Here is a 15343-nt window from a genome sequence, read left to right as displayed (position 1 = left end):
TTTGTTCCTGCCGATGGTTCGGGTAAGGTAACAGCCGTATTGAGCGAAGCCGGTAAGAGCTACGGTGCCCCTGAAATTTCTCCCGATGGCAAACAACTGGCTTTTCTGGTTAGTCCGTCAGAAGGGGTTAATTTCCCGCAAATCGGGCTGGCCACCTTGAACGGCCCAACGGCTTCAAACCCTCAACTCGTTACGTTCGACCGGGCGGCTGGTAATCTGGTATGGACTGAAGTAGCTACCGCTGCAAAAGGCAAAAAGACCACTTCCAGCTATGCGATCTATTTTACCGCTTCGTCTAACGGTGGCATTCCGCTGTATAAGCTTGACCCGGCAACCCGGCAGGTAACGCAATTAACCGATTTTGAAACAGGTGTTACCGCTTTCGATGCCGCCAATAATCAGGTAGTTCTGGCAAAAACCGAAGTGTCTAACCCCTCCGAACTGTACGTTGCCGATGCGTCGGCTAAGTCACAAACGAAACTGAGCAATCACAACGATTGGGTCGCCCAACGCCAGCTTAGTTTTCCTGAAAAACATACGTACAAGAATTCGCTGGGCCAAACGGTCGACTACTGGATTATGAAGCCCACTTTTTTTGAGGCTTCTAAAAAATACCCGCTTCTGCTCAATATGCACGGTGGCCCCACGGCCATGTGGGGACCAGGCGAAGCGTCTATGTGGCACGAGTTTCAGTACATGTGTTCGCAGGGCTATGGTGTCGTGTATGCCAATCCGCGCGGTTCGGGTGGGTACGGCATCGCTTTCCAACGGGCTAATATCAAAGACTGGGGGACCGGCCCTGCTGAAGATGTACTGGCGGCCGAAAGCGCTGCTGCCAAAGAAGCCTGGGTCGATACCAGTCGTCAGGTGATTACGGGTGGTTCGTATGCGGGCTATCTGACAGCCTGGATTGTTGGTCACGATAACCGATTTAAAGCCGCTTTTGCGCAACGGGGTGTTTATGACCTCACAACCTTTTTGGGCGAAGGCAATGCCTGGCGGTTGGTTCCCAATTATTTCGCCTACCCCTGGACACCCGAGGCCAAGGTTCTGGATGCCAACTCTCCCTATACATTTGTGCAAAACATCAAAACGCCATTACTTATCAAGCATGGTGAAAACGACCTTCGGACGGGAGCAATTCAGAGCGAGATGATGTACAAAAGCCTGAAAATACTCGGTCGCCCGGTTGAGTATGTTCGTATGCCCGGTGCTACCCATGAGTTGAGCCGCTCTGGTAACGTTCGTCAGCGAATTGATCGGCTGCTGCGTATTTATGAATTCTTTGAGCGGTATGTAGGCCCTGAGGCACAGGGATTATCGCAGAAATAATACAAGCTTAATAAACCGTTTAAAATAGAACACGGATTTTTATGATCGTTATGATTCATTAAGATCATAATCATCATAAAAATCCGTGTTCTATTTTAAACGGTTCTATTTGTTTTAACCGCTCAGTCATGAGAAACTGTGTAATGCTGATACTAGTTGGGTTTATAGCGATTGCATCCTATGCGCAACCAACGCCCGATTCGATACAAGTCAAAAAAGCGAACTGGCGAACAACTCGTATAACCCGACAAGTTGTTTGGCAGGAAGCTCATTTCGATAGTTTGTTCGGGTCCAAACAGAATGTCAATCTGGTCGTACTAAAAAACCGACGTCGACGCCCGACGGTGGCACTGGCCTCGGCGGGGGGCAGCCTAAAACCCACAAGCTGGTTTGGTGAGCAATTTGGCGCGTTGGTTGCCCTGAATGGCACCTTCTTCGATACCAAAAACGGTGGCTCGGTCGATTTGATAAAAGTGGATGGGAAACTGATGGATACGACGCGGGTGACGGGAAAGTCTCTCATTGAACACCAGCAGGCCGCTATTGTCATTCATAATAACCGGGTAAAGATTGTTTTTGGTGGAGATAAACCCGGCTGGGATCGTCAGCTTTCGGACGAACATGTGATGACGACCGGACCGCTTTTGCTGCAAAACGGTGAACCGCATAAGCTACTGGCGAATGCCTTCAACGATAACCGCCATCCCCGTACCTGTCTGTGCATTGGGCCACGTAAACGGCTTGTTCTGGCAACAGTCGATGGGCGTAACGCCAATGCACAAGGCATGAACCTGCATGAACTGACGAGCCTTATGCGCTGGCTGGGTTGTCGTGATGCCATTAATTTCGACGGGGGAGGGTCTACCACACTCTGGATCAGGACGGTAGGTAAGGGGAATCAGGGTGTGGTCAACTATCCGTCCGATAGCAAGCAGTGGATTCATACCGGCGAACGACCCGTTAGCAATGCCCTAATAATCCGGTAAAAAATGGGGCGACTAAAGTCATTGACCGAACAATCAAGCGAAATAGCATCGTAGTATTTATTTCAATAAGTTTACAACTGTTACTTGTCTTAGATACATACCCTTATGCGCTTACTTTTTTTTAGCCTACTCTTAACAGCGACAGCCTCATTTGGCCAGATTGCAAACGACAATACCCTGACTGCTCAAGTTGATGGAAAGGACTTTACGACGCAACCACGTCGGATCAGAATCGGTAACTACTGGTGGATAACCGCTAATACCGTCAAGCCAGATAAATCACTCCGTATCTGGCTAGGAAGTTTCAATGGTGAGGATGCGCTTGAACCCGGTACATACGTGGTGGTTGATGCCCGTGACCCTTATCGGAAAGAGTATAGGAAAAAATACGAAGGGCTGGAAAAGTATAAAGGCATTGCCGCTATCCGCTACATCGAAGAAACGCGTGAGCCCCGCATGGAGTACCATGTAGGCGATTCACAGAACAATGACGAGACGGTTGTGGTCACTAAGGCGGCCGATGGAACACTGGAAGCTACTTTTTCGGGTAAACTGGCCGGAACCTACTGGAAAGAGAAAGCATCCGCTACGGTGTTTGGGGGCGTTGGTCGGCTGATGAGTAAAATGGAAGATAAAGCTATCACCAAAGCATCTGGCTATGATTCTGACATTGACCCCGAAGGAAACGGCTATAAAAAGCAGGATAAGAAAGACGAAATCGCGATTTCAAACGGAAAAATTCGGCTCAAAATCAAATAGATGCCTGCGCTGAATTAGTTTGCAAACCGCTAAGGCGCAATAGACGCAAAGAATTGCCTATCAATAATTCTTTGCGTCTATTGCGCCTTAGCGGTTTATTTTTGCTGACTATTAACCAATGGATATGAGCGATAACCAAACGATTGAAGCGCTAGAAGAAGCCCATAAGTTTCGCTACTGGAAAAGCCAGATGGAAGCGAATGGGATGAAAATCAATACGATCAACGATTTCTACATTCGTAGGCGGCATAATGGCGAAGTATTGTTTGCCATGCTCGAAGTAGATGCCGATACGCCTGAAGGAGATAAAATTCCACCTGCGCTGTTTCTGAAAGGGCATGCTGCTTCTATGCTGGTCTGCCTGATCGACAAAGAGACGAAGGAAAAGTTTGTCGTACTGGTCAAGCAACGGCGCATTGCTGATGGTTCTCAGATCTATGAACACCCGGCCGGTATGGTCGATGCCAGCGATGCCGCCGATGATGTGGCTGCCCGTGAGATTGGAGAAGAAGTGGGCCTGACCGTAACGGCCAGCGAACTAACCAAATTGAATCCACGCGTTTGGTATCCAAGTACAGGCACCAGCGACGAGGGCATGCATTTTTTCTATGTCGAGCGCGAAATGACGCGGGAAGAAATCATGTCGTTCCATCATAAAAACATGGGAAGCCAGTCGGAACACGAACGCATCGTCAGTGTAGTAGCTACGATTCCTGAATCCCATAAACTGATTACGAACGTTAACGGCCTTTTACTTAATTTCCTCTATTTAAAGCATGTTGGCGATTACGAGACGATGAAATTGTTGTAGTTTGGTATACCGTGACTGACACCAAATTAATTCATGCGGTAGCCACTGTACATCATAAACCGAAAACCTAGAACTTATGGACGAATTTATGCAGGAGGCCATTCGTCAGGCCCGAAAAAGTTTAAGTGAAGGCGGAATTCCGATCGGATCGTCACTCGTGAAAAATGGTGTACTGGTCGCATCGGGGCACAACAAACGGGTACAGGAAGACAACCCGATTCTGCATGGCGAAATGGACTGCCTGAACAATGCAGGGCGCGTTGGTTCGTTCAAGGATACCGTTATTTATTCGACGCTGATGCCCTGCTACATGTGCGCAGGAACCATTGTGCAGTTTAAGATTCCGAAAGTGATTGTCGGTGAGTCGCGGACGTTTCCCGGAGCACGTGAATTCATGGAACAGCATGGCGTTGAAGTCATTGACCTCGATTTGCCGGAATGTGTGGAAATGATGGAGCAGTTCATCGCTGAAAAACCAACCCTCTGGAACGAGGATATTGGAGAGTTGTAAAACCGATCTTAAGTTACCTTTGTTGGTTTAATTCGTCACATGGTTGTCATTGTAACGACCTGCCTTTGTGACGTATCTACGATATATTCTTTGGGTAACGGCCTGTCTTTTTTGTATAAACATATCGCTGGCGCAACGCTCCAGAATCTGGAAAGAACAACCTGGGACCTGGCTACTTCATGCTGGTGCAGGCATCACCCACTATACAGGCGATCTGGCTCAGTTTGGTAATCTGGCTCATCTGCAACTCGGTGGTGCGTTTAATCTGGCTGCTTCGTACCGAGCCTCGACCCGACTTTCCTATCGGATCGAGGCTCAGTTATATTATATCTACGCCAAACAGAAATACACCCGCAATTACTACAATAACCTGTCGTTTCAAAGCTTGAATCCTGATGTCTGGGGCGGGGTGCAGGTGGACTTCTGGCCCATCGATGACCCATACCGGGCCACTATTCCTTACGCACTGGTAGGTGGCGGACTAACCTATATGACGCCCAAGGCCATTTATCAGGGCCAGTCAGTAAGTTTAGCACCACTGCAAACGGAGGGAATAGGCTATAATCGGCTGGCGGGCATTGTTCGGTATGGGCTGGGCATACCCCTGATGGCGACCGAACGTTTTCGAGTCAATCTGGAAGGCACGTATACGCACGTGCTGAGCGATTATCTGGATGATGTCAGTTCGTTCTATCGAGACAAAACGGGCATGAGTGCGTTAGGAGCTGCTTTGGCTGACCGACGTGCCGAACTGGGAACAACGCTGAACCTGCCTGGTGAAATACGCGGCAATACGGGCAAAAATGACGGTTATTTTGTAGTCATGGGGCGGTTGGTATTTGTGATCATTACACCACACCAGCGAAGTTACCGCCGAATGATTGGACGTTAGGGTTTTGAGGGCTTTTGCTTATTTTTGGCCTCTCACTTAGCAGAACTGACCCTGCCCCACCCGAATGAGTCCAGCAATTTTTGTTGATGCCCTTCAAGTCGAACTACAAACCCTTCAATATGGGCAATACCCGCCTGAACTCTACGACCCGATTCGGTACATTATGAGCCTTGGCGGCAAGCGGATGCGCCCGCTGCTGACTCTGATGGCTGCTTCTCTGTTTACCGACGACTGGCGAAAAGCCGTTCGGCCTGCGCTGGGCGTGGAAGTATTTCACAACTTCACGCTCATGCACGACGACATTATGGACCAGGCCCCCTTGCGTCGGGGACAGCCTACCGTTCATGAAAAATGGAACGGAAATGTGGCCATCCTATCGGGCGATGTCATGCTTGTCAATGCCTACCAATTGTTGCTCGCTGTAGAGCCCGACCGACTTAAACCGGCCCTGGAGCGGTTTAGCCGAACAGCCGCCGAAGTGTGTGAAGGTCAGCAGATGGATATGAATTTTGAAACGCGCTGGGACGTAACCGAGTCCGAATACATCGATATGATCCGTCTGAAAACGTCTGTCCTGCTTGGATATGCGCTTGAATTGGGGGGATTGATTGCCGGGGCTGATGCTGAGACGACTCAACATCTTTATGAAGGCGGTATGAACATTGGCATTGGTTTTCAGTTAAAAGATGATCTGCTGGACGTATATGGCGACCCGGCGAAGTTCGGTAAACAGGTAGGTGGGGATATTATCGCTAATAAAAAAACGTTTCTACTCATTGAGGCCTTACAACAGGCAAAAGGGCCGCTGCTGGATGAACTGACGGGCTGGCTTGCGAAAACCGAATTCGATAAGCGTGAAAAAGTGAAAGCGATAACCGCTATTTACGACCAATTGGGTATCCGTCAGCAGACCGAAGCCCGTATTAATGACTATTTTGCCTGTGGGTTTGCTAATTTCGATCAGGTGAAAGCGGACACGGACCGAAAAAATGTGTTAATTCAATTTACCCGACAACTGGTCGAGAGAGAAAGCTGAAATTATGTATGACGTATGATATAGGATGTAGTTTGCATTATGTATCATACACTATACATCTATATAACTTATGAGTATTACGCTATTAATCATTGTGGCTACAGTCATCATCAGTATGATGGCCTGGAGAGATTACAGCCTGATGGACCGCTGGGTTATGAATCCGTACCAGGTGGTGCACCGAGGGCAATACTATCGGCTCATCACCTCCGGTTTTTTACATGCCGATTGGGGCCACCTAATCTTTAACATGCTCAGCTTCTATTTTTTTGGTGGCTTTATCGAGCAGGTTTTTTATGCATTGTTTGGTGGGAGTGGTCCTATTTATCTGATCGGATTTTATTTGGTAGCCATTATAGTTTCGGATATTCCGACGCTGCTCAAGAACCGCAACAACCCAAATTATAACTCGCTTGGGGCTTCGGGCGGAGTATCGGCCATTATTTTTGCTGGTATCCTGTTCAGGCCACTAAACCCCATCTACCTGTTTTTTATCCCGATTGGAATTCCCGGCTTCATTTTCGGCCCTTTATATCTGGCCTATTCTTACTATGAATCGCGCAGAGGCCTGAGTGCCATCAATCATGATGCACACTTCTACGGGGCGTTGTTTGGGGTGTTGTTTATGATTATTGTGTACCCACCTGTGCTTTCCCAGTTTATCGAACAGATTGCGGGCTGGCGTCTGTTTTAACCCTTACTATGTTCCGATTCCTCAATCAGCCTTACCCATCTGAGGACTCGCCGGGCCGGGAGTTGCAAAAGGCAGCCCTCATTGGCCTGTTTGTCGGTCTGTTTTTATGGATTTTTCAGCCGTTTGGTATTAACAACTGGGATACGCCAAACAAGGACCTTAAAATTGCTGGGTTTGGGTTGGTAACTTTTCTTGTCACAGCCTTCAATTTTATTGTCTGGCGACGGTTATTTCCCAAGCCATTCAGCGAAGAACAGTGGACCGTAGGCCGGGAAATTATCTTCGTTATTGCTAACATTCTGCTCATTGCCATTGCCAACCAGTTTTATTTAGGAACGCTGTTAGGGGCTACTGGCCATAGCGGCATGAGCTGGTTTGGAGCCATTTTAATAACGTTTTCGGTTGGGATTTTTCCGGTCGTGGGGTTGGTGTCGCTCAATTACATTCGGCAACTTAAAAAATATAGTCAGGCCGCTGCTACATTGCCCATCCATAGTCTATCTGCTGATGAGCAACCAGGGCAAAAGGAGACGGAAGTGGGAGTGATTCCACAAATAGCACATTCACTAACCTTGGTGGCGGAAAACGAAAAAGATAACCTGATACTAGCTGCCAGTGAACTGCTATACATCGAATCGAGCGATAATTACTGCACCGTTGTTTACCTCAAAAATAACCACATTGCAAAACCTCTACTTCGGAGTAGCCTGAGTCGTCTGGAAAAGCAGATTGCACAACCCCATATTGTTCGGTGCCATCGGTCGTATGTCGTTAATTTAAATCGGGTTGAGCGCGTAACAGGTAATGCACAGGGCTATAAGCTGCATATCCTTGGCGGTCAGTTCCAGATTCCGGTGGCACGCCAGTATAACGAAACGCTGGTCGCCGAACTGAAATCCTTGTAAAATACCCCACCATTCGTCCCTGATGCGTAGTAGGCTTACCAAACATCCCTAATGATGCTGTTTACCCCTATTTTCACTAGTTAAATGCCTGGCTCTTGTAGGTTTGTCTCAACGAACAACAAACCGAAAACGGTCATGAAAACGCTCCTCAGCTCACTGCTTATAGTTCACGTTGCTACAGGTTCAATTGCGCTACTGGTTGGTCTGATTCCGATGATTGCTAAAAAAGGAGGCCGCCTGCACAATCGTGCCGGACTCGTCTATGTCTATTGCATGATAACTGTTGCCATTACAGCCTTGCTTCTGTGCGGTTTACAACCCTTTAAAATGATGCGGTTGTTTCTGACAGGTATCGCTGTGTTCAGTTTTTATCTGAGTATGACGGGCTGGCGGGCTACGAAACAGAAAAAGGCAGGTCCTACTTCTTTCGATAAAGGGCTCACATGGGTCACTCTAGTTGTTAGCTTCGCTATGATCGGTTTTGGGGGGTATTTATTACTGACACGAGGGGCTTCGTTCTTTCCCATTTTATTCTCATTCTTCGGAACTCTGACCTTGGTATTTGCCGGACGGGATCTACAGTTTATGGCGAAACCTATCGAGAAAATGCATTGGTTTTTTCAGCATTTTACTCGTATGGGGGGCTCGTATATTGCTACATTTACGGCGGCTCTAGTAACGAATTTGCCTCGCCTGCTACCTTCTAATGCGCCCGAATGGATGTATACTGCTGGCTGGATTGTCCCTAGCGTTGTTGGAGGTATGCTCATTGGCCGAACAGTGGCGTATTACAAAAAGAAATTTAATACCCCGAAAGTGGCTGTGGCAGCATAAGGCCAGGCTTGCCGTAACGCGGACAGAAATCAGTGATTTGTAGCCAGTCTGCAAAGGTTTTTCCAGATAGACGATTCTATTTCTTCAATAGGTCTCTAGCTATAGATAATGCTTTTTCGGCCCACTGCTTCATTTGCTTGCCCGAATAATGCAGTCCATCCGAGGCAAATTGCGTGGCATCGCCAGCCGCCGAGCGAGTTAAAGGTGTAATATCGACAAAAGAGATATGGACTTTCTGACATTCCTCTTTGGCAATTGTATTGAACTGATCAATCTCCTGAGCAATTTTAGCGTTGTCTCGTCCCGCAGCAAATGGCGAGGCTCCCCAATCTGGAATCGATAGTACAAATACATGTGCGGCTTTTCCGCCCGCAAAATGGATGGCTGTCTGGAGCAACTCCCGAAACTCGATCCGATAACGCTCCTGGCTTTGTCCTCGGTATTGGTTATTGACGCCGATAAGCAGTGAAACCAGACTGTATGTTTTCTGATTGCCACTGGCTTTAATAGCCTCCTGGAGTTCGGCAGTTGTCCATCCGGTGCGAGCAATAATGGTTGGGTTGGCTACATCAATTCCTTCTTTGCGTAAGAGGCCAGCCAGTTGAACGCTCCAACGATCCGCTTCACCAACACTTTCGCCAATGGTATACGAATCACCAAGCGACAAAAAGGAATATGCAGCCAGCGTAGTGGATGGGTTCATCTGAGTAGGTTCCGGGATAGGTAGTAGGGAGGTCAATAGGAGCGGGGCGACAAAAAACATCAGTTTTAGCATAGCTGGTGTAAAGTAGTTTTCGCCCGGCCGGTTCTGGCAATCAGGCTTTGTTGTAGAGTTTGATAACCGTTTCGCGCATCATCTGGCCCGTATCGCTGAGCAGAAATCCAATTGTCTCGGCAATGTTGTGGGCCGGAACCCATTGGCTGGCGTCAGCATCGGGCATTGCATCCCGATTAGTGGGCGTGTCGATGGTGCTTGGTACAAGTACGGATGCGGTGATACCTTTGGATTTCCCATCGGCATTAATCAGGTCAGCCAACTGAAAAATCAGGGATTTGCCGAGGGCATAGGCTACTACATTTTTACCGTCGGTCGGCCGAAGCGCCGGGCGTGCACCGATCAAGATAAACTGACCTCCGCCCTGTGCTTCGAATCGGCTCATTAGCGGCTTGACTAGATTGAAAGCCGACAAAAAATTGATGTCAACCATCTGTTGAATCAGATCGGGCGTTGTTTCCTGAAGATTGCCCATCGCAAAACCACCTACCAGCAAAATAGCTGCCTGGATATCAACGGACAGATGGGTAGCTACGTAATCAGCTACACTTTTTTCATCAACCACATTTAGCCTGCTGGTAGTCACATTCGGTAAGTCCTTGAACGCATCCAGATGACGGTCTGAGCCAACCGTTGCCAAAATAGAATAACCCTGTTCGTGTAAATAAGCCACTACATCCTGGCCCAGCCCACCCGATGCACCCGTAATCAATATCGTTTTCATGGTAGTGAAGAATTTGCCTACTCAACAGATTGATGCAAAATAGGGTTTAAAAAACAAAGGGCATCAAGTTCTGAAACTCAATGCCCCTTCATAATCAAAAAAATTAAGAAGTCAGTTTAATCGCCAAAATCTTGTTTCCGGTTCAGACTTCCTGTTCTAGCAAAAACGCCTTAATGAACGGGTCTAAATCGCCATCAAGCACCGCGTCGGTATTCGATGTTTGATAGCCCGTACGGTGATCTTTTACCCGCCGGTCATCCAGAACATACGAACGAATCTGTGAGCCCCATTCTATTTTCTGTTTTCCGGCTTCGACTTCGGCACGAGCGGCATTACGTTTCTGAACCTCAATCTCGTACAACTTCGATTTCAGCAGACGCATAGCTACTTCTTTGTTCTGCAATTGGCTGCGTTCCTGTTGACATTCGATAATAAGCCCCGATGGTCGGTGCCGCAAGCGAACGGCCGTCTCAACCTTGTTGACGTTCTGGCCACCTGCACCACCCGACCGGAACGTATCCCAGTCAATATCAGCTGGGTTAACGTCGATCTGGATGGTATCATCGACCAGTGGGTAGGCAAAAACAGAGGCAAATGAAGTATGCCGACGCGCATTGGAATCGAAAGGCGACACCCGAACGAGTCGGTGAACGCCATTTTCGGATTTCAGAAAACCATACGCCAGCGGCCCGTCGACCTCAATGGTAGCCGACTTGATTCCTGCCGTATCACCTTCCTGGTAGTCGACTTGCTTCAGGCTATAGCCGTGTTTTTCGGCCCAACGCATATACATCCGGTACAGCATGTCGGCCCAGTCCTGGCTTTCAGTACCACCCGCTCCGGCATTGATTTCGAGTACAGCACTAAGCTGATCTTCTTCGTTGCCGAGCATTTTTTTGAGTTCAAGGTCTTCCAGCGTGGCTTTTACCTTTTTACCTTCCTCATCGACTTCCTCTTCAGTCACTTCACCGGCTTCGTAAAATTCGAAGAGGGTTTCGAGGTCACCGAATTGGCTGTTCAGGTTTTCGAAACCAGTGATCCAGCCTTTCAGGCCACGAACCTGTTTCATTACCCCTTCGGCACGGGCGGCATCATTCCAGAATTCGGGCTGGAAGGTTTGCTGTTCGAGTTCAGCTAATTGTTCTTTCTTGGAATCGTAGTCAAAGATACCCCCTCAGAGCCTCTACTCTGGCTCTCAAGTCGGTCAACTGGTCAGTTGTCATGAACTTGTCGTAAACGTTTTAAAAGTAGTGATAGCAAAGAGATACACGGTAAAAACAAAGAGAATACAGAAAACGTCTGTCCATCTCAATGGGCCTCTGTGTATCACTGTGCTATCATTCAACATACAAAGATAGAACAAAACTGTGTGGGCCAGGGTTTCGGGCCAATACCTACCGTTTACCAATGATGAATAGCCCTAAATCAGCAAGGTAATTCCCGTATCAACTTTTCGCCCTACCTTTGCGTTTGCTTGATAAGAGCATTTCATTAATCATTCTACATTATTCATTCATAGATAATGGCTTCACAGTACGATGTAATCGTTGTGGGTAGCGGGCCGGGCGGCTATGTAGCTGCCATTCGCGCGTCGCAGTTGGGATTAAAAACCGCCGTCATCGAGCGCGAAAGCTTAGGTGGTATTTGTTTGAACTGGGGGTGTATCCCTACCAAAGCTCTGCTGAAATCGGCGCAGGTTTTTGAATATATCAAGCACTCTGCCGATTATGGCATCACGATTTCGGGTGAGTCGAAACCCGATTTTAGTGCTGTGATCAAGCGGAGCCGGGGTGTAGCCGAAAGCATGAGCAAAGGCGTACAGTTCCTGATGAAAAAGAATAAAATTGATGTGATCTTTGGCAACGGAAAAGTAAAACCCGGCAAGAAAATCGACGTGACGTCTGCCGATGGGAAAGTGACCGAATATGAAGCCAAACACATCATTATTGCCACTGGCGGGCGGGCTCGTCAATTGCCAAGCGTCCCTATCGATGGCACAAAAGTGATTGAATACCGGAAAGCCATGTCGCTGGAAAAACGGCCCGACTCGATGCTGGTGATTGGTTCAGGAGCTATCGGCGTTGAGTTTGCCTATGTATACGCCAGCATGGGTACGAAAGTGACCATCGTTGAATTCCTGCCGAACGTGGTTCCGGTTGAAGACGAAGACATCTCGAAAGAACTGGCCAAGCAATACAAAAAAATTGGCATCGATATCTATACGAAGTCTGAAGTAACGAAAGTCGATACCAGCGGCAATGGTTGCAAAGTGTTTGTGAAAACACCCGATGGCGAGAAAACCTTCGACGTCGATATTGTTCTGTCGGCGGCAGGAGTAGTGGCGAACATCGAAAACATTGGCCTCGAAGAAACGGGTATTTCGGTAGATCGGGGTAAAATTGTAACAGACGATTATTACCGGACTAACGTAGATGGCTATTACGCCATTGGCGACTGTACAAAAGGACAGGCGCTGGCGCACGTAGCTTCAGCCGAAGCCATCATTTGTGTGGAAAAAATTGCTGGCCTGCCGCACGTTGAGCCGCTCAACTACAATAATATTCCGGGTTGTACGTACTGCACCCCCGAAATTGCTTCGGTAGGATATACCGAGAAAGCGGCCCGCGAAGCCGGGTATGAGCTGAAAGTCGGTAAATTCCCGTTCTCAGCGTCGGGTAAAGCCAAAGCGGCCGGTACTCCCGAAGGGTTTGTGAAGGTGATTTTTGATGCCAAATACGGCGAATTCCTGGGCGCTCACTTCATCGGTAACAACGTAACCGAAATGATTGCCGAAGTCGTGGCCGCTCGTAAGCTGGAAACCACTGGCGAAGAGATTCTGAAAGCCGTTCACCCACACCCAACTATGTCGGAAGCGATTAAAGATGCTACCGAAGCAGCTTACGGCGAAGCGATTCACCTGTAATAAATGAATAATGGATAATGCAGAATGAACAATGACTGCCAGTCTGGTATCATTATTCATTCTGCATTATCCATTATTCATTTATGTATTACTTTAAAATCTTCCAGTGGGTAATGCCCAGCTTGGTGAAGCAGTAAAGGAGCGATGTCCGTAAAACCCCAAGTCCGTAGATCGAACTACGCTTGAAGTTGATCGAAGACGCTTCGTCAAAATATTTGGTTGGGCAGGTTACCTCACCGATTTCGTAACCCTTGTAGAAAATCTGCGCGATCATCTCGTTGTCGAAGATGAAATCGTCGGAGTTGTGCGTAAAATCCAGACTTCGTAATACCTCACCCGAGAAAGCCCGATAGCCCGTATGGTATTCCGACAACTTCTGGTTCATCAGCAGATTTTGGGTAAACGTCAGGAATCGGTTCGCTATATACTTGTACATGGGCATGCCCCCTTTCAGTGCCCCTTTTCCTAATATACGAGAAGCAAAGACGACTGGATACAAGTCATTCCCGATGATACTTGTCATGGCCGGTATCAGCAAAGGAGTGTATTGATAATCAGGGTGTACCATGATTACAATATCGGCACCTAACTCAATTGCTTTTGCGTAGCAGGTCTTCTGGTTACCGCCGTAGCCTTTGTTTTTATCATGGCGGATCACATGCCTGATGCCTAGGCTACGAGCTACTTCGACCGTATTATCAGGACTGGCATCATCGACCAGGATAACATCGTCGACCAGATCAAGTGGAATTTCGCGGTAGGTACGTTCCAGTGTTAGTGCTGCCCGGTAGGCTGGCATCACCACAACTACTTTTTTGTTATTGAACATGGGGGCAAAATTAAAAGCAGAACATTACGATACCAATAAATTTGACAATTGAAGCAGCTTCCTTAGTCATATTGAGTGTAGATTTGTTGTTTATCCAGCAGCCTGTCTGCTTTAGGGGCTTAATTGCCTGTATACTTTCAACTTATGTTTTCAAGCGAAACCGTATTTTTTCTTGCCTTTGCAGCTTTCGTTCTTTTTATCATGGCGTTGGACCTGGGCATATTTTCGAAGCGCCAAAGTCATGTCGTTCAGTTTAAAGAAGCCGCTATCTGGAGTGCGATCTGGGTGGCGTTATCCGTTGCTTTCTACATTTTCCTGAAAAACTACGGCTACCTGGTTCATGGTATCGACACATTTGCCCGTCTGAAAGAGGTACGGGATAGCTATGCCGACCATGTTGAGTTTGTTCCCGGCAATTTTGCTGCCAGTTTAGCTCGCTTTCAGGACAACATGGCATTGGAGTACATCACCGGCTATCTGGTCGAGTACTCACTATCGGCCGATAACATCTTTGTCTTCATCCTGATCTTTACTTCGTTTGGCGTTCGGGAGCGCTATTACAAGAAAATTCTGGTTTGGGGTATTCTGGGTGCCATTATTCTACGATTCGTTTTCATCTTCGTAGGGTCGGCGCTGATTCAACGGTTCGAATGGATCATGTACCTGTTCGGCGCCTTTCTGGTGTATACGGGTGTTCAACTGTTCTTTCAGAAAGAAGAAGATGAAAAGATTGAACCAGCCAAACATCCGGTTGTACGGTTTGTCAGCAAATACCTGAATGTGTATAATCGGAATGTAACCGATAATTTTTTCATTCGCCGGAAGTCGGATCAAAAGTTATTTGTCACTCCGCTATTCATTATCGTGATCGTGATTGCGTTTACCGATCTGGTCTTTGCGGTCGATTCCATTCCGGCTATTTTCTCGATTACAAAAGACCCGTATATCGTTTTCTTCTCCAATGTATTCGCCATCATGGGCCTGCGTTCTATGTTCTTCTTCTTGTCGAGCATTATGAGCCAGTTCCGCTTCCTTAAAATCGGTCTGGCTTTTCTATTGACTTTTATTGGGGCAAAAATGCTGGCCGAACACTGGCTGAAGGAGCAGGGCTTCAAGCCTGTTTACTCGTTATATGTTATTATCGGCATACTAAGCATAAGCGTTCTTGCATCATGGCTCATACCTGAGAAAAAAGAATAATACGCCTTAGCTGAAATCTAAAAGCGGCCTGTAGGATGACCCTGTAGGCCGCTTTTTTATGTAAAAAATAATAAAACAAAGAAGTTTCATAAATTTTTAGGGTCGTAGGATGCGTATTACAGAACGGCTTTT

General features: G+C 47.6%; 16 protein-coding genes. 12 read left to right on the top strand and 4 right to left on the bottom strand.

Annotation, left to right across the window (positions count from 1 at the left end):
* From BGO59_RS03580 to BGO59_RS03535, 10 genes are all read left to right on the top strand, one after another.
* Nucleotides 1-1332: S9 family peptidase (locus BGO59_RS03580; RefSeq protein ID WP_293680642.1), on the top strand; the 1332-nt coding region annotated here is incomplete at its 5' end.
* A gap of 128 nt (nucleotides 1333-1460) precedes the next feature.
* On the top strand, nucleotides 1461-2318 hold the full coding sequence (locus BGO59_RS03575) for a phosphodiester glycosidase family protein (RefSeq protein ID WP_293680639.1): 858 nt from the start codon (nucleotides 1461-1463) through the stop codon (nucleotides 2316-2318).
* 105 nt (nucleotides 2319-2423) lie between these two features.
* Nucleotides 2424-3077, top strand: a complete 654-nt coding sequence (locus BGO59_RS03570; protein WP_293680636.1) for a hypothetical protein — start codon at nucleotides 2424-2426, stop codon at nucleotides 3075-3077.
* A gap of 124 nt (nucleotides 3078-3201) precedes the next feature.
* Complete coding sequence (locus tag BGO59_RS03565; protein ID WP_293680633.1) at nucleotides 3202-3888, top strand: NUDIX domain-containing protein; 687 nt, start codon at nucleotides 3202-3204, stop codon at nucleotides 3886-3888.
* A gap of 76 nt (nucleotides 3889-3964) precedes the next feature.
* Complete coding sequence (locus tag BGO59_RS03560; protein ID WP_020600899.1) at nucleotides 3965-4399, top strand: nucleoside deaminase; 435 nt, start codon at nucleotides 3965-3967, stop codon at nucleotides 4397-4399.
* A 67-nt stretch (nucleotides 4400-4466) separates the two neighbouring features.
* On the top strand, nucleotides 4467-5291 hold the full coding sequence (locus BGO59_RS03555) for a hypothetical protein (RefSeq protein WP_293680628.1): 825 nt from the start codon (nucleotides 4467-4469) through the stop codon (nucleotides 5289-5291).
* Nucleotides 5292-5355: 64 nt separating this feature from the next.
* Complete coding sequence (locus BGO59_RS03550; protein WP_293680625.1) at nucleotides 5356-6327, top strand: polyprenyl synthetase family protein; 972 nt, start codon at nucleotides 5356-5358, stop codon at nucleotides 6325-6327.
* 70 nt (nucleotides 6328-6397) lie between these two features.
* Nucleotides 6398-7021 carry a rhomboid family intramembrane serine protease gene (locus tag BGO59_RS03545; protein ID WP_293680622.1) on the top strand — a complete coding sequence of 208 codons (624 nt, stop codon included), beginning with the start codon at nucleotides 6398-6400 and terminating at the stop codon, nucleotides 7019-7021.
* An 8-nt stretch (nucleotides 7022-7029) separates the two neighbouring features.
* Nucleotides 7030-7926 (top strand): LytTR family DNA-binding domain-containing protein, encoded by an 897-nt coding sequence (locus BGO59_RS03540; protein WP_293680619.1) that lies wholly within the window; start codon nucleotides 7030-7032, stop codon nucleotides 7924-7926.
* A 135-nt stretch (nucleotides 7927-8061) separates the two neighbouring features.
* Nucleotides 8062-8760, top strand: coding sequence for a DUF2306 domain-containing protein (locus BGO59_RS03535; protein WP_293680616.1), 699 nt, complete (start codon nucleotides 8062-8064; stop codon nucleotides 8758-8760).
* Between the two features lie 76 nt (nucleotides 8761-8836).
* On the opposite strand, the gene BGO59_RS03530 is transcribed toward BGO59_RS03535, so the two are convergent.
* The 3 genes from BGO59_RS03530 to prfB all read right to left on the bottom strand — a co-directional run bounded on the left by BGO59_RS03530 (nucleotide 8837) and on the right by prfB (nucleotide 11482).
* Complete coding sequence (locus BGO59_RS03530) at nucleotides 8837-9463, bottom strand: SGNH/GDSL hydrolase family protein (RefSeq protein ID WP_293681149.1); 627 nt, start codon at nucleotides 9461-9463, stop codon at nucleotides 8837-8839.
* A 112-nt stretch (nucleotides 9464-9575) separates the two neighbouring features.
* The gene (locus BGO59_RS03525) at nucleotides 9576-10259 is read right to left on the bottom strand and encodes an SDR family NAD(P)-dependent oxidoreductase (protein ID WP_293680613.1); all 684 of its coding nucleotides are present in this window, start codon (nucleotides 10257-10259) and stop codon (nucleotides 9576-9578) included.
* Between the two features lie 142 nt (nucleotides 10260-10401).
* Nucleotides 10402-11482 (bottom strand): peptide chain release factor 2 gene (gene prfB / locus BGO59_RS03520; RefSeq protein ID WP_293680610.1). Its coding sequence is split into 2 segments (ribosomal slippage): nucleotides 10402-11421 and nucleotides 11423-11482, totalling 1080 coding nucleotides; the frame shifts between segments, so codons are not numbered across the junction.
* 299 nt (nucleotides 11483-11781) lie between these two features.
* On the opposite strand from prfB, the gene lpdA reads away from it, so the two are divergent.
* Nucleotides 11782-13182 carry a dihydrolipoyl dehydrogenase gene (gene lpdA, locus BGO59_RS03515; RefSeq protein ID WP_293680607.1) on the top strand — a complete coding sequence of 467 codons (1401 nt, stop codon included), beginning with the start codon at nucleotides 11782-11784 and terminating at the stop codon, nucleotides 13180-13182.
* An 88-nt stretch (nucleotides 13183-13270) separates the two neighbouring features.
* Here lpdA and BGO59_RS03510 read toward each other — a convergent pair whose 3' ends face one another.
* Entirely contained in the window at nucleotides 13271-14011 is a 741-nt protein-coding gene (locus BGO59_RS03510) for a glycosyltransferase family 2 protein (protein WP_080054028.1), read from the bottom strand.
* Between the two features lie 144 nt (nucleotides 14012-14155).
* Here BGO59_RS03510 and BGO59_RS03505 point away from each other — a divergent pair, with 144 nt between their 5' ends.
* Nucleotides 14156-15211 (top strand): TerC/Alx family metal homeostasis membrane protein, encoded by a 1056-nt coding sequence (locus BGO59_RS03505; RefSeq protein WP_293680600.1) that lies wholly within the window; start codon nucleotides 14156-14158, stop codon nucleotides 15209-15211.
* Nucleotides 15212-15343: the final 132 nt, after the last annotated feature.

Source organism: Spirosoma sp. 48-14 (assembly GCF_001898575.1).
GTDB lineage: Bacteria > Bacteroidota > Bacteroidia > Cytophagales > Spirosomataceae > Spirosoma.
The sequence above is the reverse complement of the archived record's forward strand: the minus strand, read 5'-3'. Positions and strand labels throughout refer to the sequence as shown.

Coding starts and splice junctions, on each gene's coding strand:
- BGO59_RS03575 (WP_293680639.1), top strand. CDS start 1,461: ATGAGAAACTGTGTAATGCTGATACTAGTTGGGTTTATAGCGATTGCA.
- BGO59_RS03570 (WP_293680636.1), top strand. CDS start 2,424: ATGCGCTTACTTTTTTTTAGCCTACTCTTAACAGCGACAGCCTCATTT.
- BGO59_RS03565 (WP_293680633.1), top strand. CDS start 3,202: ATGAGCGATAACCAAACGATTGAAGCGCTAGAAGAAGCCCATAAGTTT.
- BGO59_RS03560 (WP_020600899.1), top strand. CDS start 3,965: ATGGACGAATTTATGCAGGAGGCCATTCGTCAGGCCCGAAAAAGTTTA.
- BGO59_RS03550 (WP_293680625.1), top strand. CDS start 5,356: ATGAGTCCAGCAATTTTTGTTGATGCCCTTCAAGTCGAACTACAAACC.
- BGO59_RS03545 (WP_293680622.1), top strand. CDS start 6,398: ATGAGTATTACGCTATTAATCATTGTGGCTACAGTCATCATCAGTATG.
- BGO59_RS03540 (WP_293680619.1), top strand. CDS start 7,030: ATGTTCCGATTCCTCAATCAGCCTTACCCATCTGAGGACTCGCCGGGC.
- BGO59_RS03535 (WP_293680616.1), top strand. CDS start 8,062: ATGAAAACGCTCCTCAGCTCACTGCTTATAGTTCACGTTGCTACAGGT.
- BGO59_RS03530 (WP_293681149.1), bottom strand. CDS start 9,463: ATGAACCCATCCACTACGCTGGCTGCATATTCCTTTTTGTCGCTTGGT.
- BGO59_RS03525 (WP_293680613.1), bottom strand. CDS start 10,259: ATGAAAACGATATTGATTACGGGTGCATCGGGTGGGCTGGGCCAGGAT.
- lpdA (WP_293680607.1), top strand. CDS start 11,782: ATGGCTTCACAGTACGATGTAATCGTTGTGGGTAGCGGGCCGGGCGGC.
- BGO59_RS03510 (WP_080054028.1), bottom strand. CDS start 14,011: ATGTTCAATAACAAAAAAGTAGTTGTGGTGATGCCAGCCTACCGGGCA.
- BGO59_RS03505 (WP_293680600.1), top strand. CDS start 14,156: ATGTTTTCAAGCGAAACCGTATTTTTTCTTGCCTTTGCAGCTTTCGTT.